The organism is Cupriavidus sp. Agwp_2, assembly GCF_040784895.1.
Lineage (GTDB): Bacteria > Pseudomonadota > Gammaproteobacteria > Burkholderiales > Burkholderiaceae > Cupriavidus.
Genome location: NZ_CP088085.1, coordinates 659,479 through 678,276, shown reverse-complemented (window position 1 = coordinate 678,276; position 18,798 = coordinate 659,479). Strand labels below are relative to the sequence as shown.

The window sequence follows — 18,798 nt, the reverse complement described above, 5'->3', positions numbered from 1 at the left end:
ACGTACGGTTCTGAGAGAGTCTCAAGGTGCAATCCCTTGGGTCTACTTACCAAAAAGAGGACGACTGATCAGCGTCCCAGATCGCCGGTTGTGTATATCGTTGATTCGTGAGGCAGAACGCTCTGGCTGCCGACTGGCGCAGGCTTGCGACGAGTTGGGTCTGAGCTTGCGCACCTTCCAGCGCTGGGTTCAGGAGGGCGATGAGGTGGTCGCAGATGCTCGCACCACCACTGAGCGGCCGGCGCCAGCCAACAAGCTCAGCGAGCCGGAACGCCAGTTAATTCTTGAGGTAGCCAACAGCGTGGAGTTTGCCAGTTTGCCGCCCAGCCAGATCGTACCGACGCTGGCGGACCGCGGGCAATACGTGGCCTCGGAGTCGAGCTTTTATCGTGTCTTGCGTAGTGCGTCGCAGCAGCATCACCGCGGTCGAGCGCGCAAGCCCTCGGCCCGGGTGGTGACCAGCCATTGCGCCACCGGACCCAATCAGGTGTGGAGCTGGGACATCACCTGGATGCCAGCGGAAATCAAGGGGCAGTACTACTACTGGTACATGATGCTGGACGTGTTCAGCCGCAAGATCGTCGGTCACGAAGTGCATCGGGCGGAATCGGCAGAGTTGGCGGCGTTGCTCATGCGGCGAGCCAGTTTGGCCGAAGGTCTGGCTGGACGTCCCCTGGTGCTGCACTCGGATAACGGCAGTCCAATGAAGGGCGCGACGATGCTGGCCACCCTGGAAAACCTGGGGGTGGTCGCTTCGTTCAGCCGGCCGCGTGTGAGCAATGACAATCCCTACGCGGAGTCGCTGTTCCGGACCTGCAAATATCGGCCGGACTACCCGGGCCAGGCGTTTGGCAGCGTCGACGAGGCTCGCGCATGGACGCAGCGATTCGTGCGTTGGTACAACCATGAGCACAAGCATAGTGGACTGAAATTCGTCACGCCGGCGCAGCGCCACAGTGGCCTCGCCCCGGCGGTCCTGGCGCACCGTGAAGCGGTCTATGCCGAGGCTAAGGCCAGAACGCCTGCGCGATGGTCAGGGCCGACGCGGGACTGGAGCCTGGCGGACGAAGTCTGGCTCAATCCGGAGCGGATTGCGCCGGCAGAATTAAAGCAGGTTGCGTGAGGTGACACGACAACTACGTTGACAACCGCCGCCGATGATATGGAAGGTTCGGGGCATACGTTGTATGCAGAGGTCTTTGCAGTGTTCGAAAGAGCATGCCGAGAAGGTGATCTCGAGTTGGCCGATCACATCCTGTTCGCACTAGAAGCGATTGCTCATCGGCAAAGGGATGATCGGCAACTCGACCGTGCATATTTCCTATTGGCCGGTTTCTGAGAACTGCTGTCATGGGGCCATGCTTTAACCCCACGACCTCTACCTCAGCCATGTCCGACTCACACCGCCAGAGGGTCACGCTTCGGGTTCGGGCGGCGGCTTGGGCTCGGCAAACGTCTGCTCGACGAAGTCGCGCAATTGGCCCAGATCGGTTTTCGCGTACGCCGCTGTGGTCTGCACCGAGGCGTGGCCGAGCAGCGCCTGCGCGACGGGCAGCGGTACCTGGTGGTCGACCACCAGCGTGCGGGCGTAGGCGTGGCGCAGCCAGTGCGGGGAGGCGGCGCGCAGCAGCAACGCCTGCGCCGGCTCGTGCGCCTGGAGGCCATCGGCTACGGCGGCAAAGATCGCCTTGATCTCGCGGTACAGGCCCGCCGACTGCAGCGCTTCGCCCTTGTGGCCGTGGATCACCGGCAGCGCCTCGTGCACGGGTGGCTCGGCCGGCAGGCCGCGGGCGCATCGGTAGGCACGCAGCACCGCCACGCACGGGGTCGGCAGCGGGATGGCGCGCACCTTGCGCCCCTTACCGCAGACATAGAGGGTCCAGCGCCCGGGCGCTTCCGCCTCCAGCCGCGGCAGGCCGGTCGCGGCCGACCAGGCCAGTTCGGCCAGGCGCACGCCGGCGTAGCGGTACAGCGCCCAGATCGCGCGCCGCCGCTGTGCCGTCAGCCTGCTTGCGGCGTCAGGCTCCGGCCCATCGAGCCACGCGTCGCACGCGGCCAGCAGCGCCGGCGGGATCAGCCGCGTCGGCGCGAAGCCGGCCCGCGCGCGGCCGCCGGCGGACAGGCCTGCGGCCGGGTTGGCGTGCAGGTAGCCGGTGTCGTACCAGTAGCGGTAGCAGCTCGCCACCACCGCCAGCGCGCGCGTGCGGGTGGCCTCGCTGAGGTGTCCAACTGACGGCGAGGTCTCAGCCGCGCTGCGCCCGCCGTGCTGCAGCGCATGCCGGTAGGCGAGCAGCTGTTGGCGTGTCAGGTCCGACAGCGGGGCCAAGGCCGCGCGCGCCGCACCAGCGCATCACGCGGCGCAGTTCGGCGCCATAGGCGCGCTGCGTGTGCGGCGAGCGCCCGGCCCGGTCGCGCAGGAACAGCGCCAGCGCCTGCGCGTCGTCGGCGGCGCCGAGCGCGTTGGCGGCGGCGTGCGGCTGGGCGAAACGGCCAGCGCGCGCGAGCCACGCCAGCTCGTCCGGGCTTTGGGTGGCTAGCCATTGGTTTGGCGCGGTCGGCGCCGTCACCAGCTCGGCTCCGTCCACCGTCACCGTCGACGTGGATGACACTTGCCGGAAGCGGCGCCGGTGGGTATGCAGCAGCCGCGTCAGCACCGTCGCAGGACTGGGCGCTTCGTCTGCCGGCACCGTGCGCAACCGCCCGCGCTCCCAGTACTCGATCACCCCATCGTGCGCCAGCAGCAGCTTGAGCACGGCCGGCTGCGCGGCCTTGGCCTCGGCCAGCGACCCGTAGCGCCGCTTGACGCGTGCCAGCGTCCAGTGCGCGTAGACCGGGTGCCCCAGCGCCTCGGCCAGGTAGGCGAGCGACACGCCAACGGCAGCCGGCAGCGCGCGCGGCGGCACCGCCGCGGTGTCGATCCAGTCGGCCGGGTTCATGGCTGGGTGGTCCGCTTGCCGGCCGGCTTACGCGTCGACGTAGGCGCGCGCGCCTTGGTCGGTGATGGCGCGGCGGCCAAGGTCGCGCGCAGTAGTTCATCAAGCTGGGCGCGCTGGCTGGCGGTGACGGCCTTGAGCGCGCTCGCCTCGCCCGCGGCGGTCTGGCGCGCCGCCCGCTCACTGGCCAGGTCCGCGCCGATCCGCTCGCGTTCCTGCTCCAGCGCGGCGAGGCGCCGCTCGGCGAACTTGAGCTGCGAGGCCAGTGCGTGCGCTCGGCCTGCACCGCGTCGCGCTGGTGCGCGGTTTCCTGCAACAGCTGCCTGGACAGCGCCTCGTAGCGCGCCTGGATGGTGGCGACTGCCTCGGCGCGGGACCGCTCGCCGGCGGCAATGCGTTCCTGCGCGGCTGCCAGTTCCGTGTCCAGTTGGCCGACCCGGCTGGCGAGCTGGTCGGCGCGGGTGGTCATCGTGGCCAGCGCGGCGCGCGCTTCGGCTAGTTCGGTGTCCCGTGCGGTGAGCGCCTGGCGGGTTTCCGTGAGTTCCTGGCGCAGCAGCTCGATGCGCAGCTCGGCCTCGGCGCGCGCTGCCTGTGCGGCCTCGACTGCCGCCTGCGCTTCGCGCTTGAGGCGCACCACGTCGTCGAGCTGCACCGCGACCGCGGCTTGCCACAGCGCGCGCATCTGTTCGGCGATCTCCACCGGGAGCTCGGGCAACGCCAGCTCGGCCAGGCCCGCGCGCACCACCTCGGCCTCGATCGCATTGAGCGTGCGCGACAGCGTGGCCGGGTCGCCGCCGCCCAGGCGGGCGCGCAGCTTGCGCACCGAGACCACGCGGCGGAAGCGCGCGGCGGTGGGCGGGGCCGCGTCGCCGGCTTCGGTGAGCATCGCCAGCACGGTGGCGCGGATCTGTTCGGGGGTGGCGGCGGCGCGGGGCATGGCGGTGTCCGGGAGCAAATTGCACCATATCTTACGCACGCTGCTAACGTTAGAAAGGCTTCTTCTCCATGGATAGCGACATTCGAAGACCGATAAAGCTTATTATCTTGCCGAAACAGCCGATCGCACGCCCCGCGGGCGCGCCTGACCGCGCGCCGCGGATGGTCAACGTTCCATAAGCAGAGGAAAAGGACCAGTCAGCAAATGACTGATTTGATTGGGGTTTCAGGCAGGCATCGCCCGGAAACCCGCATGGCTGCTAGGGCTGGCTAACCCGGTAAATTGCACGGGAATCAAAGGGACCCCCTATATGACGCCGGAGACTTCACGGAGGCGGCGGTTCCCTCCTCCGCCGCTAACCTGCTCTATGACAGTGTGACCGGCCTGGCCGCGCGGGGACGCAGCCAGGCCGTAGGCGGCAGCGCCGTCCACGCCAGTGCCGCGCATGGCGCGACGGCACTGGCGGACGGCCAGGCCGTTCCGGGCGCGGGCCAGCATGACCTGGTCAAGCGCGTGGTGCGGGATTTCGGCGGCCGGCGCTGGGTGATCGCCTTTGCCGTCGATGCCAAGGCCATCAGTGGTTCCCAGCGCTACCTGGCGCTGGTGGTGATCTCCGGCCTGATCATCAGCGTGCTGCTGGGCTGGCTGGCCAACCCTCGCTTTGGCCTTGGCGATTGCAGTAAGGACCGACGTCATGTCACCGGCCGCCACCGAGCACCGGCTCGGCCCGCGCACGCTTGGGGCTCCTATTGGAATTGCCAGGTCCTATCAGTCGTCGTGCCCATGTCGCCCGTGTCCGTGGTGGCCACGCGCGCGCCACCTCCGCTCGCCCTGGTCGTCATCGTCATAATCGCGTCCGCGCCAGTAGGGCGCATAGACGGGCGCAGGAGCGACAACAACTGGGCGAGGAGCATACACGGGCCGGGGCGCTACATAAACCGGTTGGGGCTCTACATACACCGGCTGGGGCGCAACATAGACCGGCGCCGGTTCCGCGTAGACGACACCGGGAATTCCGATGCCAATGTCGACATTTACACGCGCTTGGGCAGCGGGAGCAATTGTGAGAAGTGCTCCACCGAATGCCGCAATCAATACAAGCTGCTTCATTTTTTCCTCGACTCTGGACGAGCGTAACTGTACTGGTTTGCGGCAATCGTCTTTGCGCGAATTCCGTAAGGATTTGTAACCGCAGTGTCGCAAGCTTTCGGCAATCGGTATGGCGTGTGGGTCGCGGCCGAGCCGGCCTGGGCTTCTGGCAAACTTGATAGCCTCGTGCGAGCCGGCGAAAGCGATTGGCCCAGCCGAAGTTGCGTTCCACAAGCCATCGTCTGGATAAAACGGTACGGTCGGCGTCCGAGTTGACCCACAAGTCGTGACAATCCGTAAGTTCTGCAACTGGCAAACATGAATCACGAGGTTACCGAACCCGCCTCTACTTTCAGCCGGCTTCCTCGTCCTTCTGGAAGTTGTCCTCCGCGCGGACGCTGTCCGCGTTGCGTTCATGCCCGCTGGGAAAGCCAGCGCCCTGCATCGCATTACAAAAAGTAACGGTCGAGCGATTTGACTAATGCACTATCGAACCGGACCAGCCTAAACTCATCTCCTTATACAGAACAGAACGTGAAGCCTTCAATCCCGAAGCGCCTGTAAGATCTGAGTGGCGATTATTACTTGCTGCAGCCCGGTCCAGATTGCCTGTGCACCTGGCTCGCCGTCGCCCGTGCGGGCCAGAAAGCCGCCGAGTCGCATAATCAGTCGCAACACCTCGTTGAGCCGTGGGGGGCCGATCAGGGACGTTTCGTCAGCAGATAAGCACCACGGATTTTATCCGGGGCGAAGAACAACGCAGCATCCGATCCGGGCAGGTCCTGCCAAGCCGCATCAGGTACGCTGCCCAACTGACGCCCATCGTGTCAACGATTGCGGCCTGCAGGAGCCAACCGAGAGCGCACGCGGTCATGTGCGCGAAGTCTTTGATGAGCTTATCGGCATGGCTCGACGATCGTGGTCAGTCGTCAACTCCCAATCGAGCATTGGGCGCAGTGATTCAACGCTCCGACGCTCGCTAACACCATTTTGGCTCTGCTGGTCCAACGAGTCGCACAATATCCCGCAAAGGACAAGTCCATGTGCAAGCGCGTATCGACCGACGCTAACAGACGATCATTGCGATCACCTCGATCACCTACGCTACAATCTCCTGAACGCAGTACCACCGTTGTTCCTTGGTCACGTTCGCCGAAACCACCTTCAGCTTCAACGAAATCCAAAGATCGGGCCCTGCATGGATTGTGTCGCCACGGGTGGCGCCTTCCGTTGGGATCGGAACGTCATGGACATGCGCGGTCCACAGACACGCTGTCCCGTTCGCTTTGCTGCAGCGCTTGCAGCAGATTGGCACAGTGGCGCAGATTGTTTTGGCGCCTACTTGGCCCACATGCAGATTCTTGGAGCCACAATGATTGACACGCAGACCCCGCCCCGCGCGGAAGCCGTGCCCGTCGCGGTGCTGCGGCTGACGTCGGCCCAACTGTTCGGCACGCTGTTGGCGGCCTTCGTCGCCGGCATGCTGGTTATCGGGGTGCCGGTCATGACGATCGCCGTCCCGCTCTGGCGCGAACATGCCCAAACCTGGCAGCAGATCGTCGAGGATTACAAGGCGCTCAATGCCGCTTGCCAGGATCAGGCGGTCGGTCCGGACGACATGCCAGACCAGACGCAACTGCAAACTCCCCGAATGCCGTCAATACATGTCAACCTGCGGCAACGCCAGGCACATTGGCAGGCAAACCTGTGAGACCGGCTCCCGATTCGCCGGCACCAGGAGCGGCAGGCATTGGCCACGTCGCACGCGCCGCGTGACGCCCTGGCGCCGTGCGCGCGCTCGCACGGCGCAAGACTTGACCAGGGCCTGCAGAACTGGCTGACGGAGAACCGAAGTCATGAAACCAACTTTGCTTCCACCCCAGAAGACCTTCACAGTGCAGCGCTGCTCGACCGTGAACTTCGGCGCCAGCATCCGTGGGTCGACGTCCCGATGCTCTGGATTCCGTGCTACTCAAGGTCACCCTGATCTCGTCCAGTGCTTCCAACCTGCGACGGGTAGAAGCGTCGGTCAGTGCGAATTGGCCACACTCACGAGCATCAGGCCGAGCACGGTCGCGAAGGGTGCAGACGTAGCGCCGACAGCCCACTGTTGCGACGAACCCCACGGAACCACGCCGCCCCTCTTCGCGCGGCGGAATAATTCCTGGACGTACCACCGCCTCGGAAGGCGCCACGCCCTGATGTTGCCCCTGTTTGGTGTAGCTCTTAGCTCCCGAGTTATGCGGCCTTTTTACGCTGTGCCGCGTGCCAGCTGGCGAACCGCCTCCAACTTGTATTCCTGCGTGTATTTCGCTCGCGTTTGCTTGCCTGACATCTCTACGGGGCGCGGTCCAACGCGACATGGCGCCGAACGCTTGTCGCGGGGGAAGGGTTGTCAGCGTTCTCAATTCCCCACTTTTGTTCAGCGTGGCCGGAAGCCGGCACTCCGCGGTACAACCTCGGGATCGAGACGCCCAGATTCCTAGCCATGCGACTGACTGTCCTGTTCTCGCTTTCCTCTGCGGCGGTGCCTGCCAGGCGTGGGCGTCGTCATCTGGCTGGCGATGGCCCGGATGTTGTCGCCGAACACCAAAAAATCTTCAGTGGCGAAGTGGCGTACGGGACAAGATCCCAGCAATGAGCCAGCCGGGGCCCGATTGCACAGGTAGATACTGCGTTGGCATGTGCCGACGCGCGTGCCGAAAGTGGCCGTCAAGACTCCTGCGGTGTCGCCGGTCGGGTCGGGGCGCAGTCTTCGTTCTGCCGCTTTGGATCGCGCGATGGCTTGGGATTGGCACTAGTCGACGGGGCCCCGGCGCTGTTGCCGTGCTTGAATAAGCGGTGCCGCGGATTCACGGCAAGCACATACTGGAGAATTTCCTTGTCCCGCTGCGCCGTATAGTACAGCGACCCAGTTTCCGATTTCTGGCTCAAGGCTGGCCACGTCGCGGGCGGGGTAACAGCCGGACCGCCGTCGCACTTCAGCCACCAATTACTGCTGAGGTCTTGCATGGGCTCCCAGCCGAGCTGAATGGCGCGAATTGAACCGGGCGCAATTCCCATTGCCGCGCCACCGAGCAAGACCAGCAGCCTTCCGACTTTCATGGATCGCTCCTGAGTTAGCCGACGACTCGTGCCATGCTGCGTAAGCATGACAATGCAGATAGGACTCAGACTAACCCCAAGAAGCCGGAGCGTCCATATTGGATCCCGCCACATTCACCATTTTATTATTCAGCGATTGGCCTTGACTGGCTCGATACAGAATGTAATCGCACGGACAGCTGGCGGTTATCCAGCGGCGGACCAGTACCTGACCGGCGCCTCGAATGAGTTCAGAACCAGATGCCCACGTCCCGGTTAGGCTCTGTTTTGGCAGGCTGAGTTTGCGAATGCTTCGGGAGCACGAATGTTCCGCGTGGACTAGCGGCGGAAGAAGTTGCTCTCGGGACGCCGCTGACTTCCGCAAACCAATCGGCTAACTCGTTAGGCTATGTCGCAGCAAGCTTAAAAATAAAGCCGAAAGCGGCAGGAGGCCATGTGCCGGTTTGATCACACTCTTAATTTTTCGCGGATGTCATTGCAATAAGATTGCGATCAGATTACAAAACTGTAATTTATCTAGCGAATCGTTTTATCCTAAGCGACAATTAAACTCGGATTTGTCTACTGCAAGGAAGACGAAAGTTTAATACGACAGGAATTCTTAGTATGATCCTGTTCTCGACAGTTTATTGAATATTGAATTCGCGGCGTTCACGTCTCGAAAGAAGGGGCCGGTGAACTCGTGGTTCCTTCCGCGCGGAGAATTGGGGGGAATATGTTGTGTGAAGACATTATCCGAGACTTGGAATCGGCTTTGGAAGTGATTCAGAAGAAGGGGCACACAATCGTCTCGCCCGCTGCTATTAAGGCCTTCCTGGACGAGGAGCGAAGATTGCTCGCAATCCAGAGTCCAGAAGGAACAAAGCTTCGTGAAGGAAATCGGCTGGGACTTGTGATGTCCGCACGAGCGACAGATCCTGCTGAAAGCTTTAAGGGTGCGACGGACGCGGGCCAAACGACTGTATGCGCGGCAATCTTGATTAACGGTGGCGGTGCAGTGATGGCGCTGGTTTTATTGGGTGTAGTTATGTCCAGAACCGGCATTCCGATGTTGGGTCTTGCGGGTATCGCTGCTGTACTGGCGGCCTTTTCCCTAGGTGTCCGCGCAGCTGCCTCAGCTTTCCTCAATCGCTATCAGAGTCAAGATGCCTACTGTGATGTTTATAGCTGGGCGGCTTCTGGAGAACGGCCTCGAGAAGAACAGTACAAGCGTCGGCGTATGGCTGAAGAATTTCGTGACAAGGCGCTGGCCGATTGCGCATCAGCTTTTCGAAGGTTCATTGTTGGAGTGTGGATAGCTTTCTGGGTGCTTATTTACTTGGCCTACGCCCTCCAAGAGGTATTATGAGATTCAACCAAGGCCCAATGTAGTGGTCAAGGTCGGCAACTTCCGGATGGAGGAGGAGAGGGCGAGATGAGCCCGACCGACAGGTGTGAGAAAGCATGGCGGAGGGCGGCGACACAGCAACTCGAGAGAGGGCGCCGCCTCGCGGCGCGCCAGGGTCCCATCTGATACGGATGGAGTGCCGGCATCGCCGCTCCTCCAGAATCACCTCAGCCGGTGCTATTGGTGCGCGTGGACAAACGGCATTTCGTGACCAATAATTATCAAGCAGTCGCACCGCAAAGGGGGCGCAGCCATGAAGCAAATCATCGCGGTTATCCCTCCGCATCGCTTGGAGAGCGTCGAGGCTGCCCTGCATGAAACCAGCCATTTGCCCGGTTTTACGTGGTTTCGTGCGCATGGGCATCCACGGGGGACCGGTCCCCACCATGCTTTCACTGACGTGGAGTGGAATCCAGACGCTCATGATCAAGTCGTCGTGATTATGTTCTGTGCCGATGAGGACTCGGACAACATCATCAACGCCATTCGCACAGCGGCCTATACGGGTAACCGCCATGATGGGTTGATCGCCGTTTTGGGCGTGGAGAGTATTCTGCGGATCCGGACTGGCGAGCGCGGCGACGCTGCTGTCTAAAGCATTATTTCTCGATTTCGAAGCAGGAATGAGGGTTGGCCGGGATCCAGCCTTATGCTGCAGAGCATAAGCCCAATATCCCGGCCGCCCCTCAAGACAGACCAGCGATACATCGGTCCGATAGATAGCTACGGCACATCGTCAGTAAACGTGGCATCGACGAAGGCACGCAACTTCGTCTGATCGGTGTTGGCATATGCCGCCGTGGTCTGCACCGAGAGCATGCCCGAGCAGCGCCTGGGTGGCGGGCAGCGGCAGGTGGTGTCGACCACCAGCGTGCGCGCATAGGCGGGGCGCAACCAATGCGGGGACCCACAGCGCGCAGCAACAGCACCTGCGCCGGGTAGTGTGCCTGCAGGCCATCGACCACGGCGGCAAAGATCGCCTTGACCTCCCGCCTGCCTGCTGCAACGCTTCGCCCTTGTGCCCGTGAATCACCGGCAGCGCCTCGTGCGGCGGCGGCTCGGCCGGCAGGCCGCGGGCGCGCCGGTAGGCGCGCAGCACCGCCACGCACCGAGTCGGCAGCGGGATAGCCCGCGTCTTGCGCCTTTGCCGCAGACATAGAGCGTCCAGCGCCCGGGCGCTTCCGCCTCCAGCCGGGCAGCCCGGTCTCGGCCGACAGGCCAGTTCCGCCGTAACCGTCAGCGGAACCCGTCTGGCGAGGCGGTAGTGACGGTGAGAAGGTAGCGGCTTCACGGCATATGGGAGTGAAGCAGTGGCCGAACAACGAGATGACGGTAGCGGACGCGAAGGGGCGAGGTATTACGGTATTACCGGCATGACGAAGCCTTCTGGCGGGAGATGCTTGCGCAGTGGCACGACAGCGGGCTGAGCATCCGCGCGTTCTGCCGACAGCAGGGCCTGGCAGTCAGCACCTTTGGCCTGTGGCGCAAGCGCGTGGAGCGCGAACGGCCGGCTGTGGCGCCGCTGACCGTGACCGCTGAGACGGCGTTCATCGCGGCGGGCACGAGTGCGGCGGCGTCTGCCACACTGCCGCTGTCCGACACGGGGGGCGTGACCAGGTAGTGGTCGCGCTGGCCGGCGCCCGCATCGAGTTGACCGGCGCGCATGCCGAGCGCATCGTACGCTTCGTGCTCGGGCAGTTGGGAGGCGGACGGTGCTGATCACCGGCGATGTGCGGGCCTTCATTTGCCGCGACACGGTCGACATGCGCAAGTCCATCGACGGTCTGTCATACCTGGTGCAGCCGCTGCTGGCACAGGACCCGCTGTCGGGCCACTTGTTCGTCTTCGTTGGCCGCGACCGCTCGAAGGTCAAGATCCTCTACTGGGACCGTACCGGCTTCGCGCTGTGGTACAAGCGACTCGAGCGCCGCCGCTTTCCCTCGCCGGCGGCGTTCGCCCAGCGCGCCTTCTCGCTGGCCGAACTGAACGCCTGGCTCGAAGGCATCGAGATTCTGGCGCTTCGCCCCCACCGCACGGTGCAGGCCACGCGCGTCATGTAGCTTGTAAACGCTGCGATACCCGGGCATCATGGCAGCGTGCTTGCCGTCCTGACCCCCTCCGATCTGCCTGCCGATCTCGACGCGGTACGCGCCCTTCCGCTGGAGCAGAACCGGCTCGCCCGCACCCTGTGGGAGCAGCTCGAGATCCTGAAGCACCAGATCGCACAGCTTAACCGCGCGCAGTTCGGCGCAAGTTCCGAGCGCCTGCCGGGGCAGGTCAAACTCTTTGCGCAACCGCTGGACCTGCCGACACCGCCGGCGACGCGCAGGTGAAGGTGGCTGGCCACACCCGCAAGGGCCGCCCGGCCTTGCCCAAGGACCTGCCGCGCACGCGCATCGAATACGACCTGTCCGAGGCGCAGAAGGCAAGCTTCGACACCCTGGAGCGCATCGGCGAGGAGCGCAGCGAGACGCTGCACTACGAGCCGGCCCGGCTCAGCGTGATCGAGCACGTCCGCTTCAAGTATGTGGCCACCAAGGATGGCGAGTCCACCATCGTGACCGCCGCCGCGCAGCCCTCGCCGCTGCCCAAGAGCAACGCCAGCGCCGGGCTGCTGGCCAGCATCCAGGTCGACACCTTCGTGGACCACCTGCCGATCAATCGGCAGGAGACGCGCTATGTGCGAATGGAAGCTGGCTTCTGCCGAGCTGCTGGCAACGCTGCTGCCGCCCTTGCGCAACCACGTCCTGCAGGCGCCGCGCCTGCATCTGGACGACACCACGCTGCCACTACTCGAGCGCGGGCGCGCCACCACGCGGCAGGCCTATCTATGGGGCTACCTCGGGGCCGGGCAGCGGCAGGAGAACGGCTTATGGGTCGACCACCCGCCAGCGGTGCTGTTCGAGTTCGCCGAATCCCGCGCCGGCGCCCATCCCCTGAACTTCCTGCGCGACTATCATGGCTACCTGCAGGCGGATGCCTACAGCGGCCACGATGCGCTTTACCGTACCGGCCGGATCTTCTAGGTCGGATGCTGGGCGCATTGCCGCCGACGCTTCTTCGAGATCGCCAAGGCCCAGAAGACACCAGGGCTGGCCGCGCAGGCATTGGCGTGGATTGCCAAGCTGTATGCCATCGAAGCCGGCATCAAGGACAAGTCACCGGAGCACAAGCTGGCGGTGCGCCAGGCCGAGGCTGTGCCGCTGCTGGCGCAGTTCCACCAGTGGCTGCAGGGTAATGCCCACGGCCTGCTCGCCAGGCAGCCGCTGGCGCAAGCCTTCGGCTACGCGCTGCGGCACTGGCAGGCGCTGGTGCGCTACACCGAGAGCGGCATCCTCGAGCCCGATAACAACCGCCTCGAGCGCGCGAACCGCCCGATTGCCCTCGGCAGGGCGAGCTGGATGTTCGCGGGCTCACCGCGCGGCGGGCGCGCCGCGGCCACGATGTATTCCTTGCTCGGGACCTGCCGCCTGAACGGCATCGAGCCCTATGGCTGGCTCAAGGATACGCTGGAGCGCCTGCCGGCCCACCCGATCAGCCAGGTCCACGAACTGCTGCCGCTGGCGCGCTAACCGCTACACTGCGCGTCATGGACATCCTTGACGCCCTGCGCCTGGCCCCAAGTGCCGACCTGTACCGCCTGTATCTGACCATCGGGCGAATGATCAACGATCCCAAGCGTATCCTCGAGGTCCGCAGGCACCTGCATATCGGTATGACTGTGGGCTACGTCGCCGACGATCTCACCCAGCCGGTGCGCCAGGGGCGCATCCTCGAGCTGCGTCAGACCCAGGCGGTGGTCCAGGACACCACCAGCGGCCGCCACTGGATCCTGCCCTACGCCGCCGTGCTCGCCGAGCCCACTACCGCCGCGCAGCAACCGCCGCATGCTTCACCGCCACCCCCGCCCCGGGCGCAGCGTGCGAACTTCCTGGTCGGCGACACCGTCAGCTTCACCGACCAGCACCTGCGCGAGCGCATCGGCACCATTGTGCGCGTCAACCAGAAGACCGCCTCCATTGAGTGCGACCCGAACGAAGGCCACTGGCGTGTCTCCTTCGCGCTACTGCGCAAGGTCGTCGACCTGTAGCTCCCACCGCTTACCGCTGCTCGCCGGACGGGTTCCGCTGACGGTTACATATCTCGGACGGCATCAGCGCGCTGATGCGCATCATCGAGAACCCCAACGGCGTCGCCAGCGGTAATATCTTCAATATTGGCAACCCGGCCAATATCCATTCGGTGCGCAAGCTGGCCGAGATGATGCTGAAGATGTCCGCGGACTATCTCGAGTACGCCGAGGAAGCGCGCAAGACGCGGATCATCGAGACCTCGTCGGGCGACTTCTACGGCAAGGGCTACCAGGACGTCCAGCACCGTGTGCCGAAGATCGACAACACCATCGAAGAGCTGGGCTGGAAGCCAGAGGTCAGCATGCAGCAGGCGCTGCGCCGGATTTTCGAGGCGTATCGTGGACATGTAACCGACGCGCGCACGCTGGTAGGGCAATAAGAGGCCCGCCCCTTCACCCAGGGTCGAGCGTCTCGGAATTTGGCATTACACAAAAAGAGACCTGCCTTTAGGGCAGGTCTCGAAGCCTTCGCTACATAGCGGCGAAAGGGCACCATGAGGTGGCGAGTCAACCAAGTCTGTCGCGTCCAAACGTGGCGCTACAGCGCGGCACAGTGGACTCGACACTTACAGATAGTTAGTGTCCGGCATCAGCATACGTGCACCGTCCGTAAAGGTATCACGAGGCCCGATGCGTGCGCCATCGCTGAATACGTCGCGCTTGTCAATGCGAGCCCCGCCTGCATACACGTCATTGGTTGCAGAACGGGCACCGTCCGTGAAGGAATCGCGGGGCCGGTGGATTTGACCGTTATCGTAGGTGGCAGCGACATTCAGCGAAGCGTTTGCCGCGTGCACGGAACCGATTGTCAGAATGGAAGCTGCCGCAGCAAAAATGGCAGTGTGGATTGCTTTCATGGCCTTTCTCTCCTAGTCGTGTTGCCGAGTCTTGTCTCACCATGATTCAAGTGTAAGGGGTGCCTACCCACTAACAAATGACTCATTGATTACGATCCCGTCATTTTCCAGGAAGGTCTGCAAAAAAATGACCCCCAAGAGGAGGCCAAAAACTCTCTTGCGTTGACAAGGGAGTGTCGATTCCTTCAAGACCTCAGAACTTGTGACGCACGCCAATGACCGCCCCGGTCTGGTCCTTACCAGGAACGACATTGTTGGGCGCGCCCGTTGACGAGTTGAAGCCACTCATGCCCAACTGGGAGTTGCCGCGATTCAGTGCATATCCCACGTTCATGTAGACGTCCGTGCGCTTGGAAAGCGCATAGTCTGCTGACGCTACGAACATGATCGGATCTGCATTCGAGTCGCGTGTATCCGTATAGTACGCCGCACCGACAAGCGTCAGAACTGGCGTCAGGCTGTAGCGCAGGCCTGCCCAGTAGAGATTCGAGCGGTTGGTTGGCAGCGTTCCAACGTTACCGTTGTACCAACGATAGCCGATATATGCCTTCGCTGGACCAATGGCGTAGCTTGCGCCAATCAGAGCACGGCGGTCTCTTTGGTTGGCGGTCGCAACCGTAGTGCCTTCAAACTGGTCGTACACAGCACCCACGGCGAATGCGCCCGCCTCATACATCAGGGAGACGCCAAGGTTGCGGTCAACTTTGTAGTTACCCGGAACCTCGCCGCCGCCTGTTCGACTGAAGCTGTACAGGCCGGATGCCGTCAGGCCGCTAAATGATCCACGGTACTTGATGGCATTGTCTGCGCGGCCTGCGAGGACGTCGTCGCTCTTAAAGAGCGAGTAGCGAGGGGCGAAGCCCATCGGGTCTAATTGAATGGCAGTATCATACAAAGGCGTCGTTTGACGGCCCAAGGTGAGCGTTCCGTACTTGCTGCGCAGACCAACGAAAGCGCCACGATCAAAGAGCCTGGTGCTGTTATTCTGCGCACCGGTGTCGACGGAGATGCCGCTTTCGAGGTCGAAGATCGCCTGTAGTCCGCCACCAAGATCTTCAACCCCACGAATACCCCAGCGGGACGTTGACATGTTGCCAGACGTCATTCGAACCTGGCTCGATCCGCCCGAGGCAGACGGGACATTGCTGAGGTACTCAATGCCGGCATCTGCGACACCGTAGAGCGTAACGCTGGACTGAGCGAATGCCGTGCTGGCGAACAGGCCGAACGTTGCGGCTGCTATGCGACAAATCTTCATTGCTTCTCCTCGTTAAGTCAGTGACTAAATTCGTGCGCCCGAGTATAGAAATCGGTAGATGACTGAAAGATTGCGAGGAAATTACACAGCACTTATCGTGGTTTATCTGCGACAGTCGACGTTTTGATGATAGGACTTGCTGAAGCTCTATCAGGACATGCGCCCCTAGTGGAACTCGCATTATGCTAGCCCCCCGCGGCAGAATAGATGTCGCCCCAATAGAATTTGAACCCTGGGGGCGATAAGGGATAGAAGTGGGCTCGTTACGGACAAGAATTCAAGGACCGGGCGGTAGCACGGTTGTTACCGCCGGAGAGTGCGGCGGTGGAAGTGGTTTCAAGGGAATTGGGTGTGGCAGTGGCCACGCTGGAGCGCTGGCGTGCGGACGCTATGTCCATGCCCGCTCGCGAGCGGGCATGGACAGCGGCGGCCAGGTTTGAGGCGGTGCTGGCGACGGCTGCGATGGACGAGGCCAGCAAGAACGCCTGGTGCCGTGAGAACGGTGTGTATCCGCAGGAGTTGGAGCAGTGGCGCACTGCCGCCACGCAGGCGCTGGCTGAGCCCGAGGATGCGCGCGCCACCCATCGTGAGACAAAGGCCGATCGGCGCCGGATCAAGGAGCTCGAGCGCGAGCTGCGCCGCAAGGAGAAGGCCTTGGCCGAAGCAGCCGCCCTGTTGATACTCTCAAAAAAGCTCGAGGGGATCTTCCCGAAGGACAAGGACGAGGACGAGGACGAGGACGCATGATCGGCCTGGAAGATCGCCACACGATGGTCCGCCATATCGAAACCGCTCACGCAGGCGGTGCTCGCCTGCGCCTGGCCTGCGAGGTAGCTGGCATAACCGTGCGCACGCTGCAACGCTGGAAGGCCCACGATGGCTTGGTGGTCGTCGACCGCCGCCCCGGGGCCGAGCGGCCCACGCCTGCGCATGCGCTGAGCATCGAGGAGCGCGAACGCATTCTGACCGTTGCCAACGAGCCGCGCTTCGCCGACATGCCGCCGGCGCGCATCGTGCCCATGCTGGCCGATGAGGGTGTCTACCTGGCCAGCGAATCGAGCTTTGGTCGGGTGCTGCGCGCCCATGGGCAGACCCGGCATCGAGGACGCGCCAAGGCACCGCGCCAAAGCCGCCCACCCACCACGCACATGGCCACGGGGCCGCGCCAACTGTGGTGCTGGGACATGAACTACCTGCCGGCCGAGGTTGCCGGTCGCTGGTTTTATCTGTACCTGATCCTGGACGTGTATAGCCGCAAGATCGTGGGCTTTGAGGTCCACGATCGCGACGACGCCGACCATGCGGCGCACCTGGTCAAGCGCACGGCACTGGCCGAGGGTATTCACGCCCTGGCGGCCAAGCCAGTGCTGCACGGGGATAACGGCGCCACGCTCAAGGCCACGACGGTGCTGGCGATGTTGCACTGGCTGGGCGTCAAGCCTTCGTATTCGCGTCCACGCGTGAGCGACGATAACGCTTTTGTAGAAAGCCTGTTTCGCACGGCCAAGTACCGCCCGGAGTTCCCGTCCACGGGCTTTGCCGATCTGGCAGCGGCACGCAGTTGGGCGGCGCACTTCGTCCACTGGTACAACCACGAGCACCGGCACAGCGGCATCCGCTACGTGAGCCCGGCACAGCGCCACGCCGGGCAAGACGATAGGATTCTCGCCGCTCGTCATGCGCTTTATGCCGAGGCCCGCGAGCGCAACCCACGTCGCTGGTCACGCCACACGCGAGACTGGTCGCCAATCGGCACGGTCACGCTCAACCCGGAGCGCGAGATTGCCGTGCCCAGCGGTATCAAGCCAGGCGCCGAAAAACAGCGTTTGGCTGCATGAATGAGGCGACAACTGCCTTGACGCGCGCCGCAGTGCCCGCGTTTCTGAGCAGATTCCGGATGGAGATGCTGTAGGTAGCCAGTGTCGAGTTCTTCGTTCCTTGCCTTTCACGCATCCATCGGCAGAATTCAATCAACAGATCCGGATCCAATGGCTCGGCGCTCGAATCGAATTGCTCCATGACTCTGGCTTTCCGAAGGTAATCCATAAAGAGGGTTACGCCATGCATCAACCCTTTGTGGTCTGCATGATCGTATCTCGAACAGGTGCATCTCTTCAGGTGGTTACCGAAGCGTGCTATAGCCTCGGGAGAAAGAGCTGTACATGCGATTCTGTTCTTGTAAGTCCAGTGAAGCAGATGTTCAGCTGCACGAATATGTCCGCGAGCAGTGATTTCTGCAAAACCGGCCTCCCACAACTCCGACGCGAACCCCTCAAGCAGGTAGCTTCCAGGATTCTCGGAAAGCTCATCTATTCTCTGTTGAGATTCGAAGTACTTTGCAAACATGATGTCCTCCTGTTTTGCCGACACGGCTAACAAAGACATCACGATTATGCATAGACGGAAAGCCGCTGGACGCTGACAGCAGCGGGGTTCGCGTCGACGGACTCCGCATAAAGCTGTTCAACGCATTACAGCTCTTACGGGGTCGAGCTCGTAACAACTGGCTGGTGACGATGGTCGAACGGGCGCTGTGGCGGTCGTCGAGCACCTCCAGTAGATCGCGGCGGTGCACATCGTCGAGGACAGCCAGACCCCAGTCGTCGATCACCAAGGCGTCAATTCTGGCCAACTGCTTGAGCAATTTGGTGTAACGGCTGTCGGCTCGGCCGATGCTCAGTTCGTCGAGCAGGCGCGGCAAGCGCACGTAGTAGGCGCTGTAGCCCTGACGGCACGCTTGGTGGGCCAGCGCGCAAGCGAGCCAAGTCTTGCCCACGCCCGTCGGGCCGGTCAGCAGCACGTTCTGCTTCTCAGACAGCCACTGCCCGGCCAGCAGGCGCTGGAACAATGGCTTGTCCAGTCCTCGTGCGTGGCGGTAGTCGGTGTCTTCGGCAACCGTATTCGGCTTGAGCTTGGCGCGCAGTAGGCGCAAAGCCAACTGCCGCCCATCACGCTCGGTCGCCTCGCGGTCAACCAGCAGGCCGAGGCGCTCTTCGAAGCCGAGGTGATCAAGGTCCAGGCTGCCCTGATCGTGCAAGGCGCGCGCCATGCCGAACAGGCGCAGCTTGTTCAGCTTGTCGTAGGTGGGATGGTGCAGCAT

15 protein-coding genes and 7 pseudogenes are annotated in these 18,798 nt (G+C 62.9%); 13 read left to right on the top strand and 9 right to left on the bottom strand.

Features of this window, described 5'->3' with window-relative positions:
- Positions 1-52: 52 nt before the first annotated feature.
- Positions 53-1,123 (top strand): annotated as a pseudogene (locus tag LPA45_RS33395) (IS3 family transposase); the annotation flags it as partial.
- A gap of 18 nt (positions 1,124-1,141) precedes the next feature.
- Positions 1,142-1,339 (top strand): hypothetical protein, encoded by a 198-nt coding sequence (locus tag LPA45_RS33390; protein ID WP_367395181.1) that lies wholly within the window; start codon positions 1,142-1,144, stop codon positions 1,337-1,339.
- A 75-nt stretch (positions 1,340-1,414) separates the two neighbouring features.
- Here LPA45_RS33390 and LPA45_RS33385 read toward each other — a convergent pair.
- From LPA45_RS33385 to LPA45_RS33370, 4 genes and pseudogenes are all read right to left on the bottom strand, one after another.
- Positions 1,415-2,936, bottom strand: a pseudogene (locus LPA45_RS33385) (tyrosine-type recombinase/integrase).
- Positions 2,933-3,870 (bottom strand): annotated as a pseudogene (locus LPA45_RS33380) (DNA-binding protein). The pseudogenes LPA45_RS33385 and LPA45_RS33380 overlap by 4 nt, the downstream one beginning before the upstream one ends.
- A 768-nt stretch (positions 3,871-4,638) precedes the next feature.
- Positions 4,639-4,980, bottom strand: a complete 342-nt coding sequence (locus tag LPA45_RS33375; protein WP_367395180.1) for a hypothetical protein — start codon at positions 4,978-4,980, stop codon at positions 4,639-4,641.
- Positions 4,981-5,502: 522 nt separating this feature from the next.
- Positions 5,503-5,806: pseudogene (locus LPA45_RS33370) on the bottom strand (IS4 family transposase); the annotation flags it as partial.
- A 525-nt stretch (positions 5,807-6,331) separates the two neighbouring features.
- On the opposite strand from LPA45_RS33370, the gene LPA45_RS33365 reads away from it, so the two are divergent.
- On the top strand, positions 6,332-6,670 hold the full coding sequence (locus tag LPA45_RS33365) for a hypothetical protein (RefSeq protein WP_367395179.1): 339 nt from the start codon (positions 6,332-6,334) through the stop codon (positions 6,668-6,670).
- A gap of 1,001 nt (positions 6,671-7,671) precedes the next feature.
- Here LPA45_RS33365 and LPA45_RS33360 read toward each other — a convergent pair.
- Positions 7,672-8,064, bottom strand: coding sequence for a hypothetical protein (locus tag LPA45_RS33360; protein WP_367395178.1), 393 nt, complete (start codon positions 8,062-8,064; stop codon positions 7,672-7,674).
- A 754-nt stretch (positions 8,065-8,818) separates the two neighbouring features.
- Here LPA45_RS33360 and LPA45_RS33355 point away from each other — a divergent pair.
- The 9 genes and pseudogenes from LPA45_RS33355 to LPA45_RS33315 form a co-directional block, all read left to right on the top strand.
- A complete protein-coding gene (locus LPA45_RS33355) occupies positions 8,819-9,412 on the top strand; it encodes a hypothetical protein (RefSeq protein ID WP_367395177.1) in 594 nt (197 codons plus the stop codon).
- Between the two features lie 292 nt (positions 9,413-9,704).
- Positions 9,705-10,046 (top strand): P-II family nitrogen regulator, encoded by a 342-nt coding sequence (locus LPA45_RS33350; RefSeq protein ID WP_367395176.1) that lies wholly within the window; start codon positions 9,705-9,707, stop codon positions 10,044-10,046.
- A gap of 801 nt (positions 10,047-10,847) precedes the next feature.
- Positions 10,848-11,072 carry a hypothetical protein gene (locus tag LPA45_RS33345; protein ID WP_367395175.1) on the top strand — a complete coding sequence of 75 codons (225 nt, stop codon included), beginning with the start codon at positions 10,848-10,850 and terminating at the stop codon, positions 11,070-11,072.
- A gap of 91 nt (positions 11,073-11,163) precedes the next feature.
- Positions 11,164-11,511: an IS66 family insertion sequence element accessory protein TnpB gene (gene tnpB / locus LPA45_RS33340; protein ID WP_367395174.1), complete on the top strand. Its 348-nt coding sequence runs from the start codon at positions 11,164-11,166 to the stop codon at positions 11,509-11,511.
- Between the two features lie 36 nt (positions 11,512-11,547).
- Positions 11,548-11,784, top strand: a complete 237-nt coding sequence (locus LPA45_RS33335; protein ID WP_367395173.1) for a transposase — start codon at positions 11,548-11,550, stop codon at positions 11,782-11,784.
- Positions 11,781-11,939 (top strand): annotated as a pseudogene (locus tag LPA45_RS33330) (hypothetical protein); the annotation flags it as partial. The gene LPA45_RS33335 and the pseudogene LPA45_RS33330, both read left to right, overlap by 4 nt.
- A gap of 190 nt (positions 11,940-12,129) precedes the next feature.
- Positions 12,130-13,023: pseudogene (locus LPA45_RS33325) on the top strand (IS66 family transposase).
- A gap of 17 nt (positions 13,024-13,040) precedes the next feature.
- Entirely contained in the window at positions 13,041-13,541 is a 501-nt protein-coding gene (locus LPA45_RS33320; RefSeq protein WP_367395172.1) for a hypothetical protein, read from the top strand.
- Positions 13,542-13,591: 50 nt separating this feature from the next.
- Positions 13,592-13,963 (top strand): annotated as a pseudogene (locus tag LPA45_RS33315) (bifunctional UDP-4-keto-pentose/UDP-xylose synthase); the annotation flags it as partial.
- A gap of 186 nt (positions 13,964-14,149) precedes the next feature.
- Here the strand turns inward: LPA45_RS33315 and LPA45_RS33310 are convergent.
- Both LPA45_RS33310 and LPA45_RS33305 read right to left on the bottom strand, forming a co-directional pair.
- Entirely contained in the window at positions 14,150-14,440 is a 291-nt protein-coding gene (locus LPA45_RS33310; RefSeq protein ID WP_367395171.1) for a hypothetical protein, read from the bottom strand.
- Positions 14,441-14,633: 193 nt separating this feature from the next.
- Positions 14,634-15,698 (bottom strand): porin, encoded by a 1,065-nt coding sequence (locus LPA45_RS33305; protein ID WP_367395170.1) that lies wholly within the window; start codon positions 15,696-15,698, stop codon positions 14,634-14,636.
- Between the two features lie 300 nt (positions 15,699-15,998).
- On the opposite strand from LPA45_RS33305, the gene LPA45_RS33300 reads away from it, so the two are divergent.
- A protein-coding gene (locus LPA45_RS33300; RefSeq protein WP_367395169.1) for an IS3 family transposase occupies positions 15,999-17,536 on the top strand; the annotation gives its coding sequence in 2 pieces (ribosomal slippage) (positions 15,999-16,383 and positions 16,383-17,536; 1,539 coding nt in all).
- Here LPA45_RS33300 and LPA45_RS33295 read toward each other — a convergent pair.
- Both LPA45_RS33295 and LPA45_RS33290 read right to left on the bottom strand, forming a co-directional pair.
- Positions 17,499-18,044, bottom strand: a complete 546-nt coding sequence (locus LPA45_RS33295; RefSeq protein WP_367395168.1) for a hypothetical protein — start codon at positions 18,042-18,044, stop codon at positions 17,499-17,501. The two genes, LPA45_RS33300 and LPA45_RS33295, sit on opposite strands and share 38 nt — an antisense overlap.
- Positions 18,004-18,798, bottom strand: coding sequence for an ATP-binding protein (locus tag LPA45_RS33290; RefSeq protein ID WP_367395351.1), 795 nt, complete (start codon positions 18,796-18,798; stop codon positions 18,004-18,006). The genes LPA45_RS33295 and LPA45_RS33290 overlap by 41 nt, the downstream gene beginning before the upstream one ends.

Coding starts and splice junctions, on each gene's coding strand:
- LPA45_RS33290 (WP_367395351.1), bottom strand. CDS start 18,798: ATGCTGCACCATCCCACCTACGACAAGCTGAACAAGCTGCGCCTGTTC.
- LPA45_RS33305 (WP_367395170.1), bottom strand. CDS start 15,698: ATGAAGATTTGTCGCATAGCAGCCGCAACGTTCGGCCTGTTCGCCAGC.
- LPA45_RS33375 (WP_367395180.1), bottom strand. CDS start 4,980: ATGAAGCAGCTTGTATTGATTGCGGCATTCGGTGGAGCACTTCTCACA.
- LPA45_RS33320 (WP_367395172.1), top strand. CDS start 13,041: ATGGACATCCTTGACGCCCTGCGCCTGGCCCCAAGTGCCGACCTGTAC.
- LPA45_RS33295 (WP_367395168.1), bottom strand. CDS start 18,044: ATGTTTGCAAAGTACTTCGAATCTCAACAGAGAATAGATGAGCTTTCC.
- LPA45_RS33345 (WP_367395175.1), top strand. CDS start 10,848: ATGCTTGCGCAGTGGCACGACAGCGGGCTGAGCATCCGCGCGTTCTGC.
- LPA45_RS33350 (WP_367395176.1), top strand. CDS start 9,705: ATGAAGCAAATCATCGCGGTTATCCCTCCGCATCGCTTGGAGAGCGTC.
- LPA45_RS33310 (WP_367395171.1), bottom strand. CDS start 14,440: ATGAAAGCAATCCACACTGCCATTTTTGCTGCGGCAGCTTCCATTCTG.
- LPA45_RS33365 (WP_367395179.1), top strand. CDS start 6,332: ATGATTGACACGCAGACCCCGCCCCGCGCGGAAGCCGTGCCCGTCGCG.
- LPA45_RS33360 (WP_367395178.1), bottom strand. CDS start 8,064: ATGAAAGTCGGAAGGCTGCTGGTCTTGCTCGGTGGCGCGGCAATGGGA.